16 protein-coding genes are annotated in these 16,766 nt (G+C 65.6%); 14 read left to right on the top strand and 2 right to left on the bottom strand.

Annotated elements, in window-relative coordinates; translation table 11 throughout:
- Nucleotides 1-38 precede the first annotated feature (38 nt).
- The 8 genes from VVD47_RS17345 (at nucleotide 39) to VVD47_RS17310 (ending at nucleotide 10,823) form a co-directional block, all read left to right on the top strand.
- A complete protein-coding gene (locus VVD47_RS17345; protein ID WP_327604771.1) occupies nucleotides 39-1,445 on the top strand; it encodes an efflux transporter outer membrane subunit in 1,407 nt (468 codons plus the stop codon).
- Between the two features lie 645 nt (nucleotides 1,446-2,090).
- Nucleotides 2,091-4,394 carry a catecholate siderophore receptor Fiu gene (locus VVD47_RS17340; RefSeq protein ID WP_327604770.1) on the top strand — a complete coding sequence of 768 codons (2,304 nt, stop codon included), beginning with the start codon at nucleotides 2,091-2,093 and terminating at the stop codon, nucleotides 4,392-4,394.
- Nucleotides 4,395-4,523: 129 nt separating this feature from the next.
- The gene (locus VVD47_RS17335; RefSeq protein WP_327604769.1) at nucleotides 4,524-5,204 is read left to right on the top strand and encodes a Fe2+-dependent dioxygenase; all 681 of its coding nucleotides are present in this window, start codon (nucleotides 4,524-4,526) and stop codon (nucleotides 5,202-5,204) included.
- 33 nt (nucleotides 5,205-5,237) lie between these two features.
- Nucleotides 5,238-5,594 (top strand): GNAT family N-acetyltransferase, encoded by a 357-nt coding sequence (locus VVD47_RS17330; protein ID WP_327604768.1) that lies wholly within the window; start codon nucleotides 5,238-5,240, stop codon nucleotides 5,592-5,594.
- 182 nt (nucleotides 5,595-5,776) lie between these two features.
- Nucleotides 5,777-6,919 carry an imelysin family protein gene (locus tag VVD47_RS17325; RefSeq protein WP_327604767.1) on the top strand — a complete coding sequence of 381 codons (1,143 nt, stop codon included), beginning with the start codon at nucleotides 5,777-5,779 and terminating at the stop codon, nucleotides 6,917-6,919.
- Between the two features lie 93 nt (nucleotides 6,920-7,012).
- Nucleotides 7,013-8,485 carry a di-heme oxidoreductase family protein gene (locus tag VVD47_RS17320; RefSeq protein WP_327604766.1) on the top strand — a complete coding sequence of 491 codons (1,473 nt, stop codon included), beginning with the start codon at nucleotides 7,013-7,015 and terminating at the stop codon, nucleotides 8,483-8,485.
- Complete coding sequence (locus tag VVD47_RS17315) at nucleotides 8,482-9,576, top strand: imelysin family protein (protein ID WP_327604765.1); 1,095 nt, start codon at nucleotides 8,482-8,484, stop codon at nucleotides 9,574-9,576. Before VVD47_RS17320 ends, VVD47_RS17315 begins: the two co-directional genes overlap by 4 nt.
- A gap of 152 nt (nucleotides 9,577-9,728) precedes the next feature.
- Nucleotides 9,729-10,823, top strand: a complete 1,095-nt coding sequence (locus VVD47_RS17310; RefSeq protein WP_327604764.1) for a DUF1513 domain-containing protein — start codon at nucleotides 9,729-9,731, stop codon at nucleotides 10,821-10,823.
- A 2-nt stretch (nucleotides 10,824-10,825) separates the two neighbouring features.
- On the opposite strand, the gene VVD47_RS17305 is transcribed toward VVD47_RS17310, so the two are convergent.
- A complete protein-coding gene (locus VVD47_RS17305) occupies nucleotides 10,826-11,113 on the bottom strand; it encodes a DUF2218 domain-containing protein (RefSeq protein WP_327604763.1) in 288 nt (95 codons plus the stop codon).
- Nucleotides 11,114-11,378: 265 nt separating this feature from the next.
- Here VVD47_RS17305 and VVD47_RS17300 point away from each other — a divergent pair, with 265 nt between their 5' ends.
- The 5 genes from VVD47_RS17300 to VVD47_RS17280 all read left to right on the top strand — a co-directional run bounded on the left by VVD47_RS17300 (nucleotide 11,379) and on the right by VVD47_RS17280 (nucleotide 14,072).
- A complete protein-coding gene (locus VVD47_RS17300) occupies nucleotides 11,379-12,299 on the top strand; it encodes a helix-turn-helix transcriptional regulator (protein WP_327604762.1) in 921 nt (306 codons plus the stop codon).
- 386 nt (nucleotides 12,300-12,685) lie between these two features.
- Nucleotides 12,686-12,871 (top strand): hypothetical protein, encoded by a 186-nt coding sequence (locus tag VVD47_RS17295; protein WP_327604761.1) that lies wholly within the window; start codon nucleotides 12,686-12,688, stop codon nucleotides 12,869-12,871.
- A gap of 16 nt (nucleotides 12,872-12,887) precedes the next feature.
- Nucleotides 12,888-13,163, top strand: a complete 276-nt coding sequence (locus VVD47_RS17290) for a hypothetical protein (RefSeq protein WP_327604760.1) — start codon at nucleotides 12,888-12,890, stop codon at nucleotides 13,161-13,163.
- Nucleotides 13,164-13,183: 20 nt separating this feature from the next.
- Nucleotides 13,184-13,795, top strand: coding sequence for a 30S ribosomal protein S4 (gene rpsD / locus VVD47_RS17285; RefSeq protein ID WP_327604759.1), 612 nt, complete (start codon nucleotides 13,184-13,186; stop codon nucleotides 13,793-13,795).
- Nucleotides 13,796-13,808: 13 nt separating this feature from the next.
- The gene (locus tag VVD47_RS17280) at nucleotides 13,809-14,072 is read left to right on the top strand and encodes a hypothetical protein (protein ID WP_327604758.1); all 264 of its coding nucleotides are present in this window, start codon (nucleotides 13,809-13,811) and stop codon (nucleotides 14,070-14,072) included.
- A 382-nt stretch (nucleotides 14,073-14,454) separates the two neighbouring features.
- Here VVD47_RS17280 and bfr read toward each other — a convergent pair whose 3' ends face one another.
- Nucleotides 14,455-14,934, bottom strand: a complete 480-nt coding sequence (gene bfr, locus VVD47_RS17275; protein WP_327604757.1) for a bacterioferritin — start codon at nucleotides 14,932-14,934, stop codon at nucleotides 14,455-14,457.
- Between the two features lie 141 nt (nucleotides 14,935-15,075).
- Here bfr and VVD47_RS17270 point away from each other — a divergent pair, with 141 nt between their 5' ends.
- Complete coding sequence (locus tag VVD47_RS17270) at nucleotides 15,076-16,695, top strand: methyl-accepting chemotaxis protein (RefSeq protein ID WP_327604756.1); 1,620 nt, start codon at nucleotides 15,076-15,078, stop codon at nucleotides 16,693-16,695.
- Nucleotides 16,696-16,766 lie beyond the last annotated feature (71 nt).

Here is a 16,766-nt window from a genome sequence, read left to right as displayed (position 1 = left end):
GCCGCAACGAAATGAGCACACGCAAGATCCGACGCAGCATGCATCCGACATTCATCAAACCGCTGGGCATCGCCATCGCGCTGGCCCTCAGTGCCTGCACCACCACTGCCCCGCTGCGCCCGCAGGTCGACATGCCTGCGCAATGGAGCGACCAGGGCCAGCAGGCCGCCGCGCGGGCGATCGACCCGGGCTGGTGGCAGAACTTCGGCTCCGGCGAACTGAGCGAACTGGTGCGCGAAGCCCTGAGCAACAGCCCGGACATCAAGGTGTCGATCCAGCGTGTGCGGCAGGCCGAGCTCGCCATGAACAACGCCGGCGCGGCGCAACTGCCCTCCGTCAACGCCACCGGCGGCACCAACTGGCGCCGCAACTTCCCGTCCGGCGGCGGGGGCGGCACCGACAGCGAGGGCACTTCGCTGAGCCTGGGCGCGAGCTACGAGGTGGACCTGTGGGGACGCCTGGCCGCCCAATCCGACGCGGCAAGCGCCAACTTCGACGCCAGCCGCTTCGACCAGCAGACCGCCCGCCTCACCCTCGCGTCCAGCGTCGCCAACGCCTACTTCCAGGTAGTCGGCCTGCGTACGCGCATCGCCTACACGCGCGAGAGCCTGGCGATCGCAGAGCGGGTGATGACCGTCGTCGATGCGCGCTACCGCAACGGCGTGGCCTCGTCGCTGGACGTCGCCCGCCAGGAGAACGCCGTCATCTCCGCGCGCGCCGCCCTGCTGCCGCTGGAACAACAGGAACGCCAGGCCCTCACCGCGCTGGCCCTGCTGCTTGGCCGCACCCCCGGCACCGTGCAGATCGGCGCACGCGAGCTGATGCCGCTGACCGTGCCGCAAGTAGGCGCCGGCCTGCCTGCCGAGCTGCTGACGCGACGCCCGGACCTCGCCAGCCAGGAAGCCAGCCTGCGTGCGGCCGACGCCAACATCACGGCGGCGCGCGCCGCCCTGCTGCCGTCGCTGTCGCTGACCGGCTCGGCCGGCATCTCCACCGGCAACCTGCTGTCGCTAGCCAGCCCGGCCGGCAGCGTGGGCCTGGGGCTGGGCCTCGCCCAGTCGATCTTCGACGGTGGCCGGCTGCGCAACCAGGTGTCGATCACCGAATCGCGTCGCATCGAACTGGTGGAGAACTATCGCAAGGCCATTCTCACCGCCTTGAAGGAAGTCGAGGACGCCCTGGGCAGCGTGGACCGCACGGCGCGACAGGAAGCGCTGCAGGAGCAGTCCCGCCAGCGTTCCGCCCGCGCACTGGAACTGGGCCTGCTGCGCTACAAGGAAGGCGCGGACGACCTGCTGTCGGTGCTGGAATCGCAACGCAGCCTGTTCCAGGCCCAAGACAGCCTCGCCCAGCTGCGCCAGTCGCGCCTGACCACGGCCGTCGACCTCTACAAGGCCCTGGGTGGGGGCTGGGATGGCTCGGTAGCGCCGACGCAGACGCAGTAGCCGCCTGCGGGGCTGCGCAGACACCTGGGACTTCGTCGGCAACAACCCCGGCGGAGGCCAGGGAGAACGACAGACCCAGCTGCCGGTTCGTCGCCCCTGATCTGCCGACGCTGAAAACCGGCGTGGATCTGCGCTATGCCGGCAAGACCAGCGACGGCGCCGATCCATCGAGTCCCGTCCGATGCGCTGCTCGCCCCGCGATGGCCTCCAGTTCGCCGCCTGGCGCGCCGCGCTCGACATCAGCGACCTCACGACGAGAAGTACATGGCCACCTGCCCGTCACGTGGCACCTGCTGTACTGCGCGTGTCGCAAGGCCGTGGTGAGCCTGCGTTACGCCTGGTAGCGCTATCGCGTCCCTTCACTGCGGCCGGCCTCATCGTTACCAAGGGCGGCCCCTTCGACCTGTCCCGTCCCCCGGGCTTCATCCCTTACGACTTTGGGCGTAAGGGTCTTTCCCATCGCATGTGTTGCTTTACCGCAACAATCGAGTCTTTACAAACGTAAAGATTCTCATTCAGTTGTAAGAATTGATTGCCGTCAAAAATGAGAATAATTATCATTGCCCTTCGTAGAATCTATGGCTCCTGCTGGCGTCCTCACAGGCAAAAAGCAGATTTATCAGTAGTTTACGGAGAGATAAGAACATGGCTCACATTACCAGCCGCAAGCACGCCGTCGCGGCTGCCCCCCAACTGAAGAACGCCGCCCTCGGTCTGATGATCGCCGCGCTGCCCGCCGCAGCCCTGGCCCAGAACACCGCGCCGGCCACCCCGGCTACCGCACCGAAGGCCGCCGAGCAACAACTGGCTCCGGTCACTGTCACGGGCAAGCAGGAAAGCGAGATCAAGGTCGAACAGATGTCCTCGCCCAAGTTCACCGAACCCCTGGTGAACACGCCGCAGACCATCACGATCATCCCCAAGGAAGTGCTGCAGCAACAAGGCGCCAGCACGCTGACCGAAGCGCTGCGCAACACCCCGGGCATCACCATGCAGCTGGGTGAGAACGGCAACACCTCGGCTGGCGACACCTTCTTCATGCGCGGCTTCTCGGCCACCAGCAGCATCTTCGTGGACGGCGTGCGCGACCTCGGCGGCATTACCCGCGACGTGTTCAACACTGAACAGATCGAAGTGGTGAAGGGCCCCTCCGGCGCCGACGTCGGCCGTGGCGCGACTTCCGGCTACATCAACCTGTCGAGCAAGGTGCCCTACGCCGAGGATTTTTCCAGCGGCAGCCTGAGCTACAACAGCGGCGGCCTGGCCCGTATCACCGCTGACTACAACGAACGCCTGGGTGATTCCGGCAACGCCATCCGCCTCAACGCAATGGGGCAGAACGGTGGCGTCGCTGGCCGTGACGACGTGAAGAAAGAAGGCTGGGGCTTCGCGCCCGCGCTGGCCTTGGGCCTCGGCACCAGCACCCGTGCTTATGCCTACGCGCAGATCATCCGCCACAACAACCGTCGCCCGGACGGCGGCGTCCCCACTATCGGTTGGGATGGCTACTACCGAGGCACCAACGCTGGTGTCCAGACGCCCGGCGAAGTTGCACTGAACAACGCAGCCAAGGTCGACGCGTCCAACTACTACGGTCTGGACAGCGACTACGAAAACCAGAGCGCGGACATGCTCACCGTGCGCCTGGAACATGACCTGATGCCCGGTACGACGATCCGCAACCTGTCGCGCTACGGCAAGTCGAGCATCGAGCGCGTCCTCACCGGCGTCGGTAACGTCAACACGCCGACGGGTGCTGCGATCAACAACCCGTCGTCGTGGACCGTTGCAATGTCGCGCCAGGGTCTGTTCCAGGAGAACGAGATCCTGACCAACCAGACCAACGTGACCTCCGACTTCGCAACCGGTGCGCTCAAGCACTCCATGTCCGGCGGTGTCGAGTTCATCTACGAAGAACAGTTCACCCCGACCTACGGCGGCTTCGGTGCCGCAGCGGCCGGCAACAACCTGTACAACCCGCACCCGGGCTATCCGGTGCTGACGACACCGATCAACGTCGGGCCCACAGGCACCTCTACCCGCGGTGAAACCACCACCGCGGCGATCTACCTGTTCGACACCGTGGAAATCACCAAGCAATGGCTGATGAACCTCGGCGGTCGACTGGAGCACTACAGCACGGACTACATGTCGACTACCACGACCCCCGCCACCTCCCTCAACGCCAACGGCAACCTGTTCAGCTGGAAGACCGGTGCGGTGTTCAAGCCAGTGGAGAACGGCAGCATCTATGCCGGTTACTCGACCTCCGAGCGCCCCCCCGGCAACGAGAACTTCAGCCTGTCGAACTCGGCCGGCAACACGAACAACGCCGCCCTTGATCCGCAGGAAGCGACGAACATCGAGCTGGGCACCAAGTGGGAGTTCTTCAACAATGCCCTGCTGTTCAACGCTGCCCTCTATCGCAGCGAGAACAAGAACGAGCCGGTGCTGATCGATTCCGCCAGCAACACCTACGCCCAGTACGGCAAGCGCCGCGTCGAAGGTATCGAGCTGTCCGCAGTCGGCAACATCACCAGCAACTGGGCGGTGACCGCCGGTCTGGCCACCATGAAGACCAAGGTGCTGGAAGCGGCCCCGGGCACGGCTGGCGCCATCATCCAGTGGTCGCCGGAGCTGACTGCCAACCTGTGGACCACTTACAAGCTGCCGTTCAACCTGACGGTCGGTGGCGGCGTCCGCTATGTCGACATGGTCAAGCGCTCTACGACCGCTAATACGACACAGTTCGCCAACACGCCGGAAATGCCCAGCTACTGGGTAGCCGACGCGATGGTCAACTACGCGGTCAACAAGAACTTCGACCTGCAACTGAACATCTACAACCTGTTCGACAAGGAGTACATGGCTTCGCTGAACAACGCCGGTTCCCGTTACACCCCGGGTACTCCGCGTTCGGCACAGCTGACCGCCAACATCCGTTTCTGATCCGGGTCTCCTCACCCGCGCCGGGCACGGCGTGGAAAGACCGGCCTCCCCGCAAGGGGAGGCTTTTTGCTTTTTCACGGGGGCGCGCACAATGCTCCTCCGGTCACTACGCCTCAGAGATTCGCCGCCATGATGCTTCACGTCCCCAACGTCCTGACCCGCGAACAAGTCGCACACTGCCGCCGCGTCCTCGAAGCCGCCGACTGGGAGGATGGCAATGCAACCTCCGGCCCGCAGGCGGCACAGGCCAAACGCAATCGCCAGTTGCCGCTGGAGGCGGCGGTCACGCGGGAACTGGGGAAAGTCATCGCCATGGCCCTGGCGCGTAACGCCACCTTTCTGTCTGCAGCGCTCCCGCACCAGAGCGTGCCGCCGTTGTTCAACCGTTACGAAGGCGGAGAGCATTTCGGCCTGCACATCGACAACGCGATCCGCCCGATTCCCGGCAGCCTGGACCGCATCCGCACCGACCTGTCCTCTACGCTATTTTTCTCTGACCCGGAGGAGTACGACGGCGGTGAGCTGGTCGTGGTGGATACCTACGGCATGCATGAAGTAAAGCTACCTGCCGGTGACATGATCCTCTATCCAAGCAGCAGCCTGCATCGCGTCGAACCAGTAACCCGTGGCGTGCGATTCGGTTCTTTCTTCTGGACGCAGAGCATCGTGCGTGACGATACGCGCCGTGGTCTGCTCTTCGAACTGGACGTAAATATCCAGAAGCTAAGGGCACGTATAGGTGATACCGAAGAAGTGATCGCGCTGACCGGTCATTATCACAACCTGCTGCGTCAGTGGGCGGAGCTGTGACCCGGTAGCACCGCCACAGACGGGAGCCCCTCCATGTCCGAGACCTCTTCCAGCACCTCTTCCGACACTTCTCCGCCCGAAGTCCATGACAACCCGGCCAGGAGCCGCTTCGAGTTGCAGGTGGACGGCCTGGTTGCCGTGGCGCGCTACGAGTTGTCCGCGGATGGCAGTGTCATCACCTTCACCCACACCGTCGTGCCGGAAGCGCTGCGTGGCCGCGGGCTCGCCGGCAGCGTGGTGAACGCCGGGCTGGCAGCTGCCCGCCAACGCGCGCTCAAGGTAGTGCCACAGTGCGCGGTGTTCGCTGCCTTCATGCGCAAGCACCCGGAAACACAGGACCTGCTCGCACCGGACTTCCGTTTCACGGAACCGGGCGCCGACGGCCAGTAGCCGCCGCCCTATCGCAAGCCAGTGACGGCGCCCCGCACACCTGCGGGACAGGCGCAAGCCTGTTGTTGAGAACGGTTATCAACTATATTTCCGCATCCTCACGCCAATGCGGCTCGGCTCGCGGCAGGTTTCTCCTGCCGCATGGCGCACACCCGGCCGCCCCTCGAATCCGGAGTTCATGCATGCGTATCAAGTCCCTGCTCGTCACGCTCGCAGCCCTCGGCTGCCTCACCACCGCCTCGGCCCAGGTCAAGACATCGGAAGTGCTGAACCACTATGGCGACCTGGTGTACGCCAACTACAGCGACGCCCTGAGCGGCGCACAGGCCTTGCAGAAAGCCGTCAACGACTTCGTCGCCGCCCCCTCCGACGCGGGCCTGCAGGCTGCCCGCAAGGCCTGGCTGGACGCCCGCGAGTGGTACGGCCAGACCGAGGCCTTCCGCTTCTACGGCGGTCCCATCGACGGCAAGAACGGCCCGGAGGGCCAGATCAACGCCTGGCCGATGGATGAAGCCTATGTCGACAGCGTGGACGGCAAGGCCGGCGCCGGCATCATCAACAACCGCAAGCTGGGCATCAGCAAGAAGTCGCTGGCCGCGCTGAACGAGAAGGACGGCGAAGAGAACATCGCCACCGGCTGGCACGCCATCGAATTCCTGCTGTGGGGCCAGGACCTGGACGCCAACGGCCCGGGCAAGCGCGCCTACACCGATTTCGTGGATGGCCAGGCACCGAACGCCGACCGTCGCCGCCAGTACCTGAAGGTCGTCACCGACCTGCTGGTCGACGACATCGGCAGCGTCACCAAGGCCTGGGCGCCGAAGGCCAGGAATTACCGCGCGAACTTCGTGCGCAACCAGGCCAACCTCACCAAGATGATCTCCGCCATCGGCATCCTGACCCGCGGCGAACTGGCCGGCGAGCGCATCGAAGTGGCGCTGGATTCGCAGAGCCAGGAAGACGAGCACTCCTGCTTCGCCGACAACACGCATCGCGACGTCGTCGCCAATGCTGTCGGCATCCGTAACGTGTGGCGTGGCGAATACAAACGCGCCGACGGCAGCACGCTGACCGGCCCCAGCCTGCGCGATCTGGTGAATGCCAAGGACGCCGCCGTCGCCAGCAAGGTGGACGGCCAGATGGACGCCACCGTGAAGGCCGCCGAGGCGGTGCCGGCACCGTTCGACCAGGCCATCCTGAAGGGCAACGCCAACCGCCCGAAGGTGGAAGCCGTGGTCAGCGCGCTGAAGACGCAGGCCACCGGCCTGGTCGAAGCCGCTGGCGTGCTCGGCATCAAGCGCCTGAACACCGCGCTGCCGGAATAATCGGCGCCACGCAGCTTCATGCTTCACCCAGAGGCGGATACCGAGCGGTATCCGCCTTGTGCCTTCCAGGCACCCGATGCACAGGAACACCGCATGATCCGCCCGAGCCACAAGGCCCAGTTGCTCGCACTGCTCGCCACGCTGTTGATCTCCACCGGCGGCGCCACGCTGGCCTCGCTCGCGCAATCCACGTCCGCCGCGTTCGATCCCGCCGAAGCCCTGCCCGGCGGCGACACCACCATCCCGGACGACGGCGTCAACGCCTTCTCCATGCCGGCAGCCAACCTGTCGGTGGACCGGCAGACGCCGTTCTTCATCGGCAACTCGTTCTTCAAGAAGAACTGGGTGGAGTCACCCGCCTCCACCACCGGCCGCGACGGCCTGGGCCCCCACTTCATCACGCGCTCCTGCGCCGGCTGCCACGCGCTGGACGGACGCGGCGCGCCACCCAAGACCCGCAACGGCCAGAGCATCGAGCAGCCGGTCGGCCTGCTGCTGCGCCTGTCCATTCCCGGCGATGGCGGCAAGGACGGCATCGTGGCGGAGCCGACCTATGGCGGTCAGCTCGACAACTTCGCCGTCACCGGCGTGAGGCCGGAGGCGAAGGTGTCAATCCGCTACAAGGAAGTCCGCGGCCGCTTCGCCGACGGCACGCCGTACAGCCTGCGCGCGCCCACCTACCGCATCACCCAGCCCGCCTACGGCCCGCTGCATCCGCAGGTGCAGGTCTCGCCGCGCGTCGGCCCGCAGGTCATCGGCCTGGGCCTGCTGGAAGCGATCCGCGAAGAGGACATCCTCGCCAACGCGACGCGGCAGGAGGCCGAGGCTCAGGGCATCAGCGGCAGGCCGAACCGCGTGTGGGATACGCCGAGCCAGCAATGGATGCTGGGGCGCTTCGGCTGGAAGGCCAACGTCGCCACCATCGCCCACCAGACCGCAGCGGCGTTCAACGGCGACATCGGCATCACGTCTTCGCTGTTCCACAACGAGGAGTGCATGCCCTCGCAGGCCGACTGCATCGCCCGCCAGCGACAGGAAGCGGAATGGCGCGCGAAGTCGAAGGCCCGCGAAGCCTCGCCGCACGACATCGACGACCGCACGCTGGCCAACGTGGTGTTCTACACCCGCACGCTGGCGGTGCCGGCGCGCCGCAACCCGCAGGACGCCACCGTGCTGCGCGGCAAGGGCCTGTTCAACGACGCCGGCTGCGCCAGCTGCCACACGCCGAAGTACGTGACCGGCGATCTCGCCGGCCTGCCGGAGTTGTCGAAGCAGACCATCTTCCCCTACACCGACCTGCTGCTGCACGACATGGGCGAAGGCCTCGCCGACGGCCGCCCGGACTTCCAGGCCGATGGCCGCGAATGGCGCACGCCACCACTGTGGGGGCTGGGCCTCGTCCCGACGGTGAACAGCCACAGCTTCTTCCTGCACGATGGCCGCGCCCGCAACCTCATGGAAGCGGTGCTGTGGCACGGTGGCGAAGCGGAAGCCAGCAAGCAGAAGGTGCTGAAATTCGACAAGGCCGAGCGCGCCGCGCTCATCAAGTTCCTGGAGTCGCTATGAACGATGCCAAGGCTGGCGGGGCCGGCAGGCGGCACATCGCCGCGCGTGCAGTACGCAGGGTCTCGCTGCAGGCAGCCAGTCTCTGTCTGCTGCTCGGGGTAGGCGGAGTCGCCGCGCAGGATGTCGACAACCCCGCGCCCGTGCTCAATCCCAACGTATGGCTGGAGCGTCTCGCGCAGGACCGCCTGGTGCCCGGCAGCGCGAAACTCAACGAAGAACTCGCCACGCTGGTCACCCGCCTCGACACGCTGTGCAGCGCACGCACGCCGGCCGCGCTGGACGATGCGCGCGCGCAGTGGAAACGCAGCGCGCTGGCGCTGCGCCACATCAGCGCCCTGCCCTTCGGCCCGCTGCTGGAACAGCGCACTTTCCGCCAGATCGATTTCTGGCCGACGCGCCCGCCGCAGATCGACAGCACCATCGCCAGACCACCGGCCTCGATGGAGGCCATCGGCGTCACCGCCCGCGGCCTGCCGGCGCTGGAGTACCTGTTGTTCGACAAGGCACGCACGCCGCTGACGCGCGACGAACGCGCCTGCACCTATGCGAAAGGAATTGCCACGCAGGCCGCGAAGGAGGCCGCCGCGCTGACGCCGGCGTGGCAACCCTGGCGCGACACACTGGCCAGTGCCGACGGCGAAGCGCAGGACCAGATCATGGCCGACGCGCTCAACATCCTGATCGGCGCCACCGACGGCCTGCTGCTGAAGTACATGGCCAAGCCTGCGGCCGGCAGCAAGCCCGCCTTCGATGCCTGGCGCAGCGGCGAGAGTCGCGCCCATCTGCGCGCCTACTACGAAGGCCTCCGCTACGGCCTGCAAGGGGGCCCGACCGGCAGCGTGTTCGGCACCGGCCTCACCGGCATGCTGCGCGGCCAGGGCATGCTGGACCTCGCGAAGCGTATCGACGACGCCACCGCACACGGACAGCGCGCGCTCGATGCGCTGCCTACCGACCTGTCGAACGCCAAAGGACGCGCCGCCGTAAAGCAGGCAGCGAACCAGATCGGCAAGCTGAAGACCTTGCTTGCGGAAGACGTCGCCGATGCCATGCGGGTATCTGTCGGCTTCGGCGAAACCGACGGTGATTAAGCCGGCCCCATCCTTGAACTCGTCATTCCCGCGCAGAGGGGCAAGCAGGCATTTCGGCGAGTACCGAAAGCTCGCACAGCGGGAACCCAGCGCCGTTGACGCCATGCCTCCAGGCACCTCGACGCACATTGAGGACCGGGCAGGACACCACCATGCATGACCACGATCCTTCGCGCCGTCGCCTGCTGCTAGGCAGCGCCGGCCTCGCCGCAATCGGGCTCGTCGCCCCGGCAGGCGCCGCCTCGGACAAGCCTGTCGAGCCCCCCGAGCTGCTCACCTGCTGGAGCGACAGGGCTGACCGTCCGCGTGCGCACTTCGCCGGCCTCAGCGCGCATCCGCAACGCGCAATCAGCCTGCCGGCGCGCGGCCATGACGTGCAGTGGCACCCACGCGAGCGCGACCTCGCCTACGTCGCCGCACGTCGTCCCGGCCAGTTCCTCGTCGCCTTCCGCCCTGCTCGCGGCCAGGTGGTCGCGCGCGTGGAGGCGGACGAGGCCACCCGCTATGAAGGCCACATCACGCTGGACCCGGAAGGCCGTCGCCTCTTCGCGACCGAGACCGACCTCACCACCGACCAGAGCCAGGTCGGCGTGTATGACACCCGAACGCTGGAGAAGGTCGCCACCTGGCCGTCGCACGGCGTCGGTGCGCATGCGCTGCTGTGGCTGCGCGATGGCCGTCTCGCGGTGGCCAACGGCGGCATCCTGATCGTGCCCGAGACCGGCCGCGTCAAGCGCAACCTCGGCAGCATGGATCCGTCACTCGTGCTGCTCGACCCCGCCGCCGACGGCAGGCTGCTCGGCCAGTACCGCCTGCCCGACCCCGGCATGAGCATCCGCCACATCGCCGAAGCCCCCGACGGCACACTGGGCATTGCCATGCAGAACGAAGGCGCCGACTTGCGCCCACTACTCTCGTTGTTCGACGGCCAGACCCTGCGCTACGCGGAAGCCGACGACGCCATGCTGAAGCGCGGCGGCACCTATGCCGGCGACATTGCGGTGCAAGGCAACGTCTTCGTGGTGAGCTGCACCAGCGCAGGTAGCGCCGCCGTGTGGAACAGCCGCGGCGAAGTCATCGGTGACTCATCCACGCCCCGCGTATGCGCGCTGACACCCATGCACGACGGCTGGCAGCTCACGGCCGACAACGGTCGGCGCTGGCTACTGGACACGACCGCCCAGCTGCGGGAAGCAAGGCCGGGCAATGTCGCCTGGGACAACCACGCCCGCCTGCTGCGCACCTGACTTCAGCCAGCCACTTGCCAGCCGAGTTGCAGCGTCTCCAGCCGCTGCATGCGCCGGATGTGATCTTCCAGAATGTAATGCATGCGGTCGATCTGCCCATCGTCCGCTCCCTCTATGCGGATGTGTAGCGCACCCGCTTCCGCGGTGAGGAAGCACAGTCCCGGCTGGAACTCGACGCGACCATGCTGCTCGTCGAACTCGGCCGGCACCTTGTGGCGGAAGTGCTTGCACAGCTTGAGGATCAAGCGTCCAGGCAGGGCGGTGGCGAAGCGTGCCTCCTGCACGATCATGCGGTTCTCCTCGTAGGAATGCCGGCCAAAGGCGCAAGGCCCGCGCTACGGCAGAGTCAGTCGGGCGGCTCAATGAGAATGGTTTTCGTCTGCGCGGTGCGGCGCTAATATGCGCCATCGATCTCCGGCAGGGTTTTGCGCAAGCAAGAAACTTGTTTGCGGACATCCGGCATTCGGGTCGCGTTGACGGGAGTCGGGCATGGACATGGCAAGCCGGGATGAGGGCTCGCAAGCTTGGGTGGATCGAGGACAACTGGTCGCACGCATGGGTCAATGCACGCGCGAGTACCGCGTGCTCAGGCCGGACGTCGCGACCGAGGCGCCCGTACTGGCCGGCCACCTTGCCGTCGTCAGCCCGCGTAGCGGCCTGCAGATCAAATGCACCGAACTGCGCGACCTGCACGACATGACCACCGAGGCGGAGCTGGGCGAATGCCTCAGCCTCGTGGTGCTGTTGAACGGGCATGCCGAAGCCCGCTTCGGCGACCGTCAGGTGCGCATCGGCACCCGTGACGGCGGCGCCGATGCCGCGCTGATCTCCTTGGCCGAGCCCGAGCGCTTTGTCCGCCGCTCGCAGCGTGGCCGCTATGAACGGAAGGTCGGCGTCACGCTGAAGCCGGAATGGTTCGCAGACAGCGGAATCGCCTGCGCCGCACTCGACAGGTTCCGCCGTGAGCACCTTTCCATCGCGCAATGGAAGCCATCCGTTCGCGCCCAGAACATCGCCAGCCAGATGATCCGCCCGCCCGTGTATGCCAACGGCCTGGAAAGCCTGTACCTGGAGAGTCGTGCCCTCGAACTCGTCGCGGACGCAATGGGACGCTTCGTCGATGCACCATCACGACATACGACTGCGCTGGACACGCGCAGCCGCACGCGTCTGAACGCGCTGCGCGAATGGCTGGACAGCGGCGCCGCGGATACGCTGAATCTCGACCAGATCGCCCGCCACGCCGGTCTGAATGCTCACAGCCTGCAACAGCAGTTCCGCGCCGCCTTCGGCAGTACCATCTTCGAGTACCAGCGCAATCGCCGCCTCGACGTCGCACGACTGACGCTCGAAACGCAGGCTGTCAGCATCGCGCAGGCCGCCTGGCAGGCGGGCTACGGCAGTACGGCGAACTTTGCCACCGCGTTCCGTCGCCGCTTCGGCCTCACTCCACGCCAGGCTCAGCCACGAAACTGAGCGGTCGGGCTTCATTGCCGCGAGGGGCCTAATCACCTCTCACACGGCACAAGAACACGACACAGATTCGGGCCTGAGCCGCGATCAAGCGACGCGCAACCGGAGCCTCGGGCACCGCACGCCCCCCCCCCCCCGGAAACCGCGTGCCAGCTGGCTGCCATCACAAGTCACACTTGACAATCCGGCCCCTCTCGCGCTTGGCCCGATTTCCAGCTAAAATTCGCGCCCGCCTTTTGGCAGAGCAGCAAAAATTTATTGCGAATCATTCCCATTTGCTATAGCCTGACGTCACAGTGACATCGGCAAGGGAGAAACGCATGCACGACGCGTCAAACGTCACCCCGCAGGGCAGCGCCCCGCGACTGACTAGCGCAGCACTGTGTGCGATGACCCGATTTGCCGAAGCGCCGAGCAACGAACTGGCAGCCCTCGTGGCACGCCATCTTGATTGCTTGGCCGAACATGCAGCTGCAGATGCGCAGCTACGTGACATCAGCAACCAGCTGGCCCTGCGCTGGCGCGACTGGATCGTCGCCCGCAATGCGCAGAGCCGACGGGAAGCCGGACACTGAATTACAGCGAGAACTCATGAACACGCACGATCTGCCCCTGCAGAGCACCGACAACGAAGCCAGCCCCGCGATGCTGGCCGCGTCGGCGTTGTCCATGATGACGCGCTTCGCCGAATCGCCCGACCCCGACACGGCCGCCCAGGTCATTCAACACCTGGAGACCGTTGCCGAGGACGAGCGTAGCGATCCTCTCATCCGGGAGATCGCTCATGCCCTTGCCCAGCGATGGCAAGGACACGCCAGCCATCTGTGCCCTGCTTCGGCAGTGCCCGGATCGGCATTTCACCACTAATAAATCGGAGTATCTCTGAAATGGCTCGTTACACTGGCCCCCGCGTGCGCGTCCTGCGCGCCCTGGGCACGGACCTTCCCGGTCTGACCCGCAAGACCCCGAACAACCGCACGCAACCGCCCGGTCAACACGGCGGCAAGCAGCAGCGCAAGTCCGAATTCGGTCAGCAGCTGATCGAAAAGCAGAAGCTGCGCTACCACTATGGCGTCAGCGAAGTGCAACTGCGCACGCTGATGAAGGAAGCCAAGAAGGGCAAGAACCCGACCGGCGAAAAGCTGATTGAGCTGCTGGAGCGTCGTCTCGACAACGTCGTCTTCCGTGCCGGTTTCGCCCCCAGCATTCCCTGCGCACGCCAACTGGTGCGTCACGGCCACATCCAGGTGAACGGCCGCCGCGTCACCATGCCGGCACAGCGCGTCCGTCCGGGCGACGTCCTGTCGCTGGGCTCCAAGGCAGAGAAGGTTCCGGCCGTGGTCGAGAGCCTGGCTGAACCCGCACTGGCCCGTCCGGAGTGGATCGCCTTCGACGGTACGCAGAAGCGCGCCACCCTGGCACACGTGCCCCCGGGTGATGCCCAGCCGTTCCCGCTGGAAATGCAGAAGGTCGTCGAGTATTACGCGACCCGCGGCTGATAGCGGAGCAAGCATGCAGCATGTACGCCCGCCGGAATGTCAGGACTGTTCTACCGATCAGGCGCTGGCCAACCTGCTGTGCATGCTGCATCTGTATTTTGTTGGTGAGCACTGTGCGAATTGCGAGGAGCGTCTTTCCGACGCGATCTGCGCGCACTTCCAGGAACTGGGCGAACGGGGCGAACTCGGCAACGTATCGCGCGAAACCTGCCTGGAGCTTGCCGACCACTGGGCCATGCGGATGCGCAAGGCCCATGCGACGGCGACCACGCACTAGTACGTGGCCGCCTCGCAACAGGTTTTTTGGTTTTAGGCTGAGGGCGTTCACAGCGCCCGTTTCGGAACCGCCACCTTGGAAGGAATGGCGAAGCTCAAGGAGCGGCTTGGTTCCGGCCGCGCGATCCGGCGATTGCGCGGCGCCCTTTTCTTCGGCACCACCCCGCCCACAGCGCAAGGCTGCATAGGGGTCGTCACCGCGGCGCCATTGTAGCCGCGTATTTCCCGATCGCGAACCGCAAGTGTCGATCCGACACAACAAAACTTCCGCAATCGTGCCGGGAAACTTGCTGAAAATGATTCGTATTAATACTCTGGGACGCACCGCCATGGGCGGTGGAGTGACGCACGCCTCAGCGCGCGGGTGAACTGCGAAACAGCAATCAGGCTTCCAGCTCGCCGATCAGACTCTGCTGGTAGTTCTGGATGCCGACGCGGGCAAGCAGGTCGATCTGCGTTTCCAGCCAGTCGATGTGCTCTTCAGTGTCATCCAGAATGGCTTGCAGCAGGTCGCGTGACACGTAGTCACGCACGCTCTCGCAATGCGCGATGCCATCCTTGATGGTCGACTGTGCGCCGTACTCCAGCTTCAGGTCGGCATTGAGTATCTCGCTGACATCCTCGCCCACGTTGATCTTGCCCAGGTCCTGCAGGTTGGGCAGACCATCCAGCGACAGGATGCGCTCGATCAGCTTGTCGGCATGCTTCATCTCGCCGATCGACTCCTCGTACTCCTTCTTGCCCAACGCCTTGAGGCCCCAGTGGCCGGCAATGCGTGCATGCAGGAAGTACTGGTTGATGGCGGTCAGTTCATTCTTGAGCTGGGCGTTGAGGTGAGCGATGACTTGTACGTCACCCTTCATGGCGGAACTCCTGTTCTTGTCGGTGAAAGACGCTCCGATTATGGCCGCCCGATGCAGGACATGCGAGAAAAACCCGACTGAAGAGACGTATCCTGCAGTCGTTAACCCGGTGTTCATTCGCATTCTCCAAAGGAGATCGAGATGCGCTCGCGTTCAGCAATGTCCTTCAACGCCATGATGATGGTGTTGGCTGGTATCGGGGTCGCCACGGTGGCGATCATTTCCGCGCTCGCGGTGTTCAACATCGAGCGGCTGGTGAGCGTCGATCACCAGGTGCTGGAAGCGCAGGGACGGGTGCGGGTGCAGGCGGACATCGACATGATGCACGACGGTATCCGGGGCGACGTGCTGGCTTCGATGATGGCGATGAGCAACGCCAATGCCGAACAGGCGGAGGCCGCCAGCAAGCAGTTCGCGGAACATGCCGAACGCATGCGCAGCCAGATTGCCGCCAACCGCGCCGGGATACCGGAAAGCGCGCGAACCGCCGCGACTGCGGCAGAGAAGCTCACCGAGCGCTATATCGCCTCGGCACAGGCCATCATCGGGCGCGAGCCGGGAGACATCCTGGCGCGCAAGGCCAGTTTCGATGCAGATTTCGACACCCTGGAAGAAGAGCTGGAGAAGCTCACCGACGCCCTGCAGGACGATGCTCGCCAGCTGAGCGAGACCGCCACCGCGAACGCCCGGCGCAGCATGCAGATCACCTTGCTGACCGGTATCGCCGGCGCCCTGCTGTTGCTGGTAGCCACCGTGATCGTGATGCGCCAGACGGTGCCTCCGCTACGCACCCTGGCGCACGAGGCCAGCGAGATCGCCCGCTCCGGAGATCTCACTCGCGCCGTCGCCAGCACCGGTAGCCGAGAGGTCGCCGAGGTGGCCGACGCCTTCCGCCGCCTTCTCGAAGCCCAGCGGGCCATCGTCGCCCAGGCACATGAGGCTGCCGACAGCGTGCAGCGCGACGTCGGCGCCCTGCACGCGCTGAGCCAGAGCGTGAGTGCCGAGGCGGTACGCCAGGATCAACTCGCCGAACAGGCACGTGAAGGCTTTGCTGGCGTCAGTGCACAGGTGGAGGTGGTGGCCGGCAACGCCGAGCGCGCAGTGACCGCAGCGCAGGACGCCGGCACGCGCTCGACCACCAGCGCGGAGTCCGTGCGCCAGGCCGTGGGGGAACTCAACGGGCTCAACGAGTCGGTGCATGAACTGGCCCAGGTCATCAGCTCGCTGGCCGAGGAAGCCAACCGCATCTCCAGCGTGGTGATCTCCATCAAGGAGATTGCCGACCAGACCAACCTGCTGGCGCTGAATGCAGCGATCGAAGCCGCGCGCGCCGGCGAGCAGGGCCGCGGCTTCGCGGTGGTGGCCGACGAAGTACGCAAGCTGGCCGAACGCACCACCAAGTCCACCGAAGAAGTCTTCGCCGTCATCGACAGCATCCGCCAGCAGAGTGCGTCCGCCGTCGCCACCATGGAGCGCAACGTCGCCCGCGTGGAGGAGAACGTGCGCACAGCAGGTGCGTCGGCCGACGCGGTGGCGGCGATTCCGGCGGCGGCAGCCGAGGTGGTGGCAGGCATGCAGGAGATCCGCGATGCGCTCGCCGTACAGCGCGACAGCGCGCGCGCCATCGGCGGCGTCATAGAACGCATGAGCGAGGCATCGCACAGCAACGCGGATGCGGCGCGTCAGGTCGGTACGCTGGTGGATCGTGCCAGTGTCGCAGCCAACAGCCTTGCGAAGTCGGTCGGCAAGTTCAGGATCTGAACAGGCGGCTGCCCGCACCAGACCCACAAAAAGCAAAAGGCCCCGGATGGGGCCTTTTTCCTGGAGTCTCC

Origin of the sequence: Uliginosibacterium sp. H1 (assembly GCF_036017065.1) — a bacterium.
GTDB lineage: Bacteria > Pseudomonadota > Gammaproteobacteria > Burkholderiales > Rhodocyclaceae > Uliginosibacterium.
This window is presented reverse-complemented; position numbering and strand designations above follow the sequence as displayed.

Coding starts and splice junctions, on each gene's coding strand:
- rpsD (WP_327604759.1), top strand. CDS start 13,184: ATGGCTCGTTACACTGGCCCCCGCGTGCGCGTCCTGCGCGCCCTGGGC.
- VVD47_RS17325 (WP_327604767.1), top strand. CDS start 5,777: ATGCGTATCAAGTCCCTGCTCGTCACGCTCGCAGCCCTCGGCTGCCTC.
- VVD47_RS17335 (WP_327604769.1), top strand. CDS start 4,524: ATGATGCTTCACGTCCCCAACGTCCTGACCCGCGAACAAGTCGCACAC.
- VVD47_RS17330 (WP_327604768.1), top strand. CDS start 5,238: ATGTCCGAGACCTCTTCCAGCACCTCTTCCGACACTTCTCCGCCCGAA.
- VVD47_RS17300 (WP_327604762.1), top strand. CDS start 11,379: ATGGGTCAATGCACGCGCGAGTACCGCGTGCTCAGGCCGGACGTCGCG.
- VVD47_RS17310 (WP_327604764.1), top strand. CDS start 9,729: ATGCATGACCACGATCCTTCGCGCCGTCGCCTGCTGCTAGGCAGCGCC.
- VVD47_RS17315 (WP_327604765.1), top strand. CDS start 8,482: ATGAACGATGCCAAGGCTGGCGGGGCCGGCAGGCGGCACATCGCCGCG.
- bfr (WP_327604757.1), bottom strand. CDS start 14,934: ATGAAGGGTGACGTACAAGTCATCGCTCACCTCAACGCCCAGCTCAAG.
- VVD47_RS17280 (WP_327604758.1), top strand. CDS start 13,809: ATGCAGCATGTACGCCCGCCGGAATGTCAGGACTGTTCTACCGATCAG.
- VVD47_RS17320 (WP_327604766.1), top strand. CDS start 7,013: ATGATCCGCCCGAGCCACAAGGCCCAGTTGCTCGCACTGCTCGCCACG.
- VVD47_RS17305 (WP_327604763.1), bottom strand. CDS start 11,113: ATGATCGTGCAGGAGGCACGCTTCGCCACCGCCCTGCCTGGACGCTTG.
- VVD47_RS17270 (WP_327604756.1), top strand. CDS start 15,076: ATGCGCTCGCGTTCAGCAATGTCCTTCAACGCCATGATGATGGTGTTG.
- VVD47_RS17345 (WP_327604771.1), top strand. CDS start 39: ATGCATCCGACATTCATCAAACCGCTGGGCATCGCCATCGCGCTGGCC.
- VVD47_RS17295 (WP_327604761.1), top strand. CDS start 12,686: ATGACCCGATTTGCCGAAGCGCCGAGCAACGAACTGGCAGCCCTCGTG.
- VVD47_RS17340 (WP_327604770.1), top strand. CDS start 2,091: ATGGCTCACATTACCAGCCGCAAGCACGCCGTCGCGGCTGCCCCCCAA.
- VVD47_RS17290 (WP_327604760.1), top strand. CDS start 12,888: ATGAACACGCACGATCTGCCCCTGCAGAGCACCGACAACGAAGCCAGC.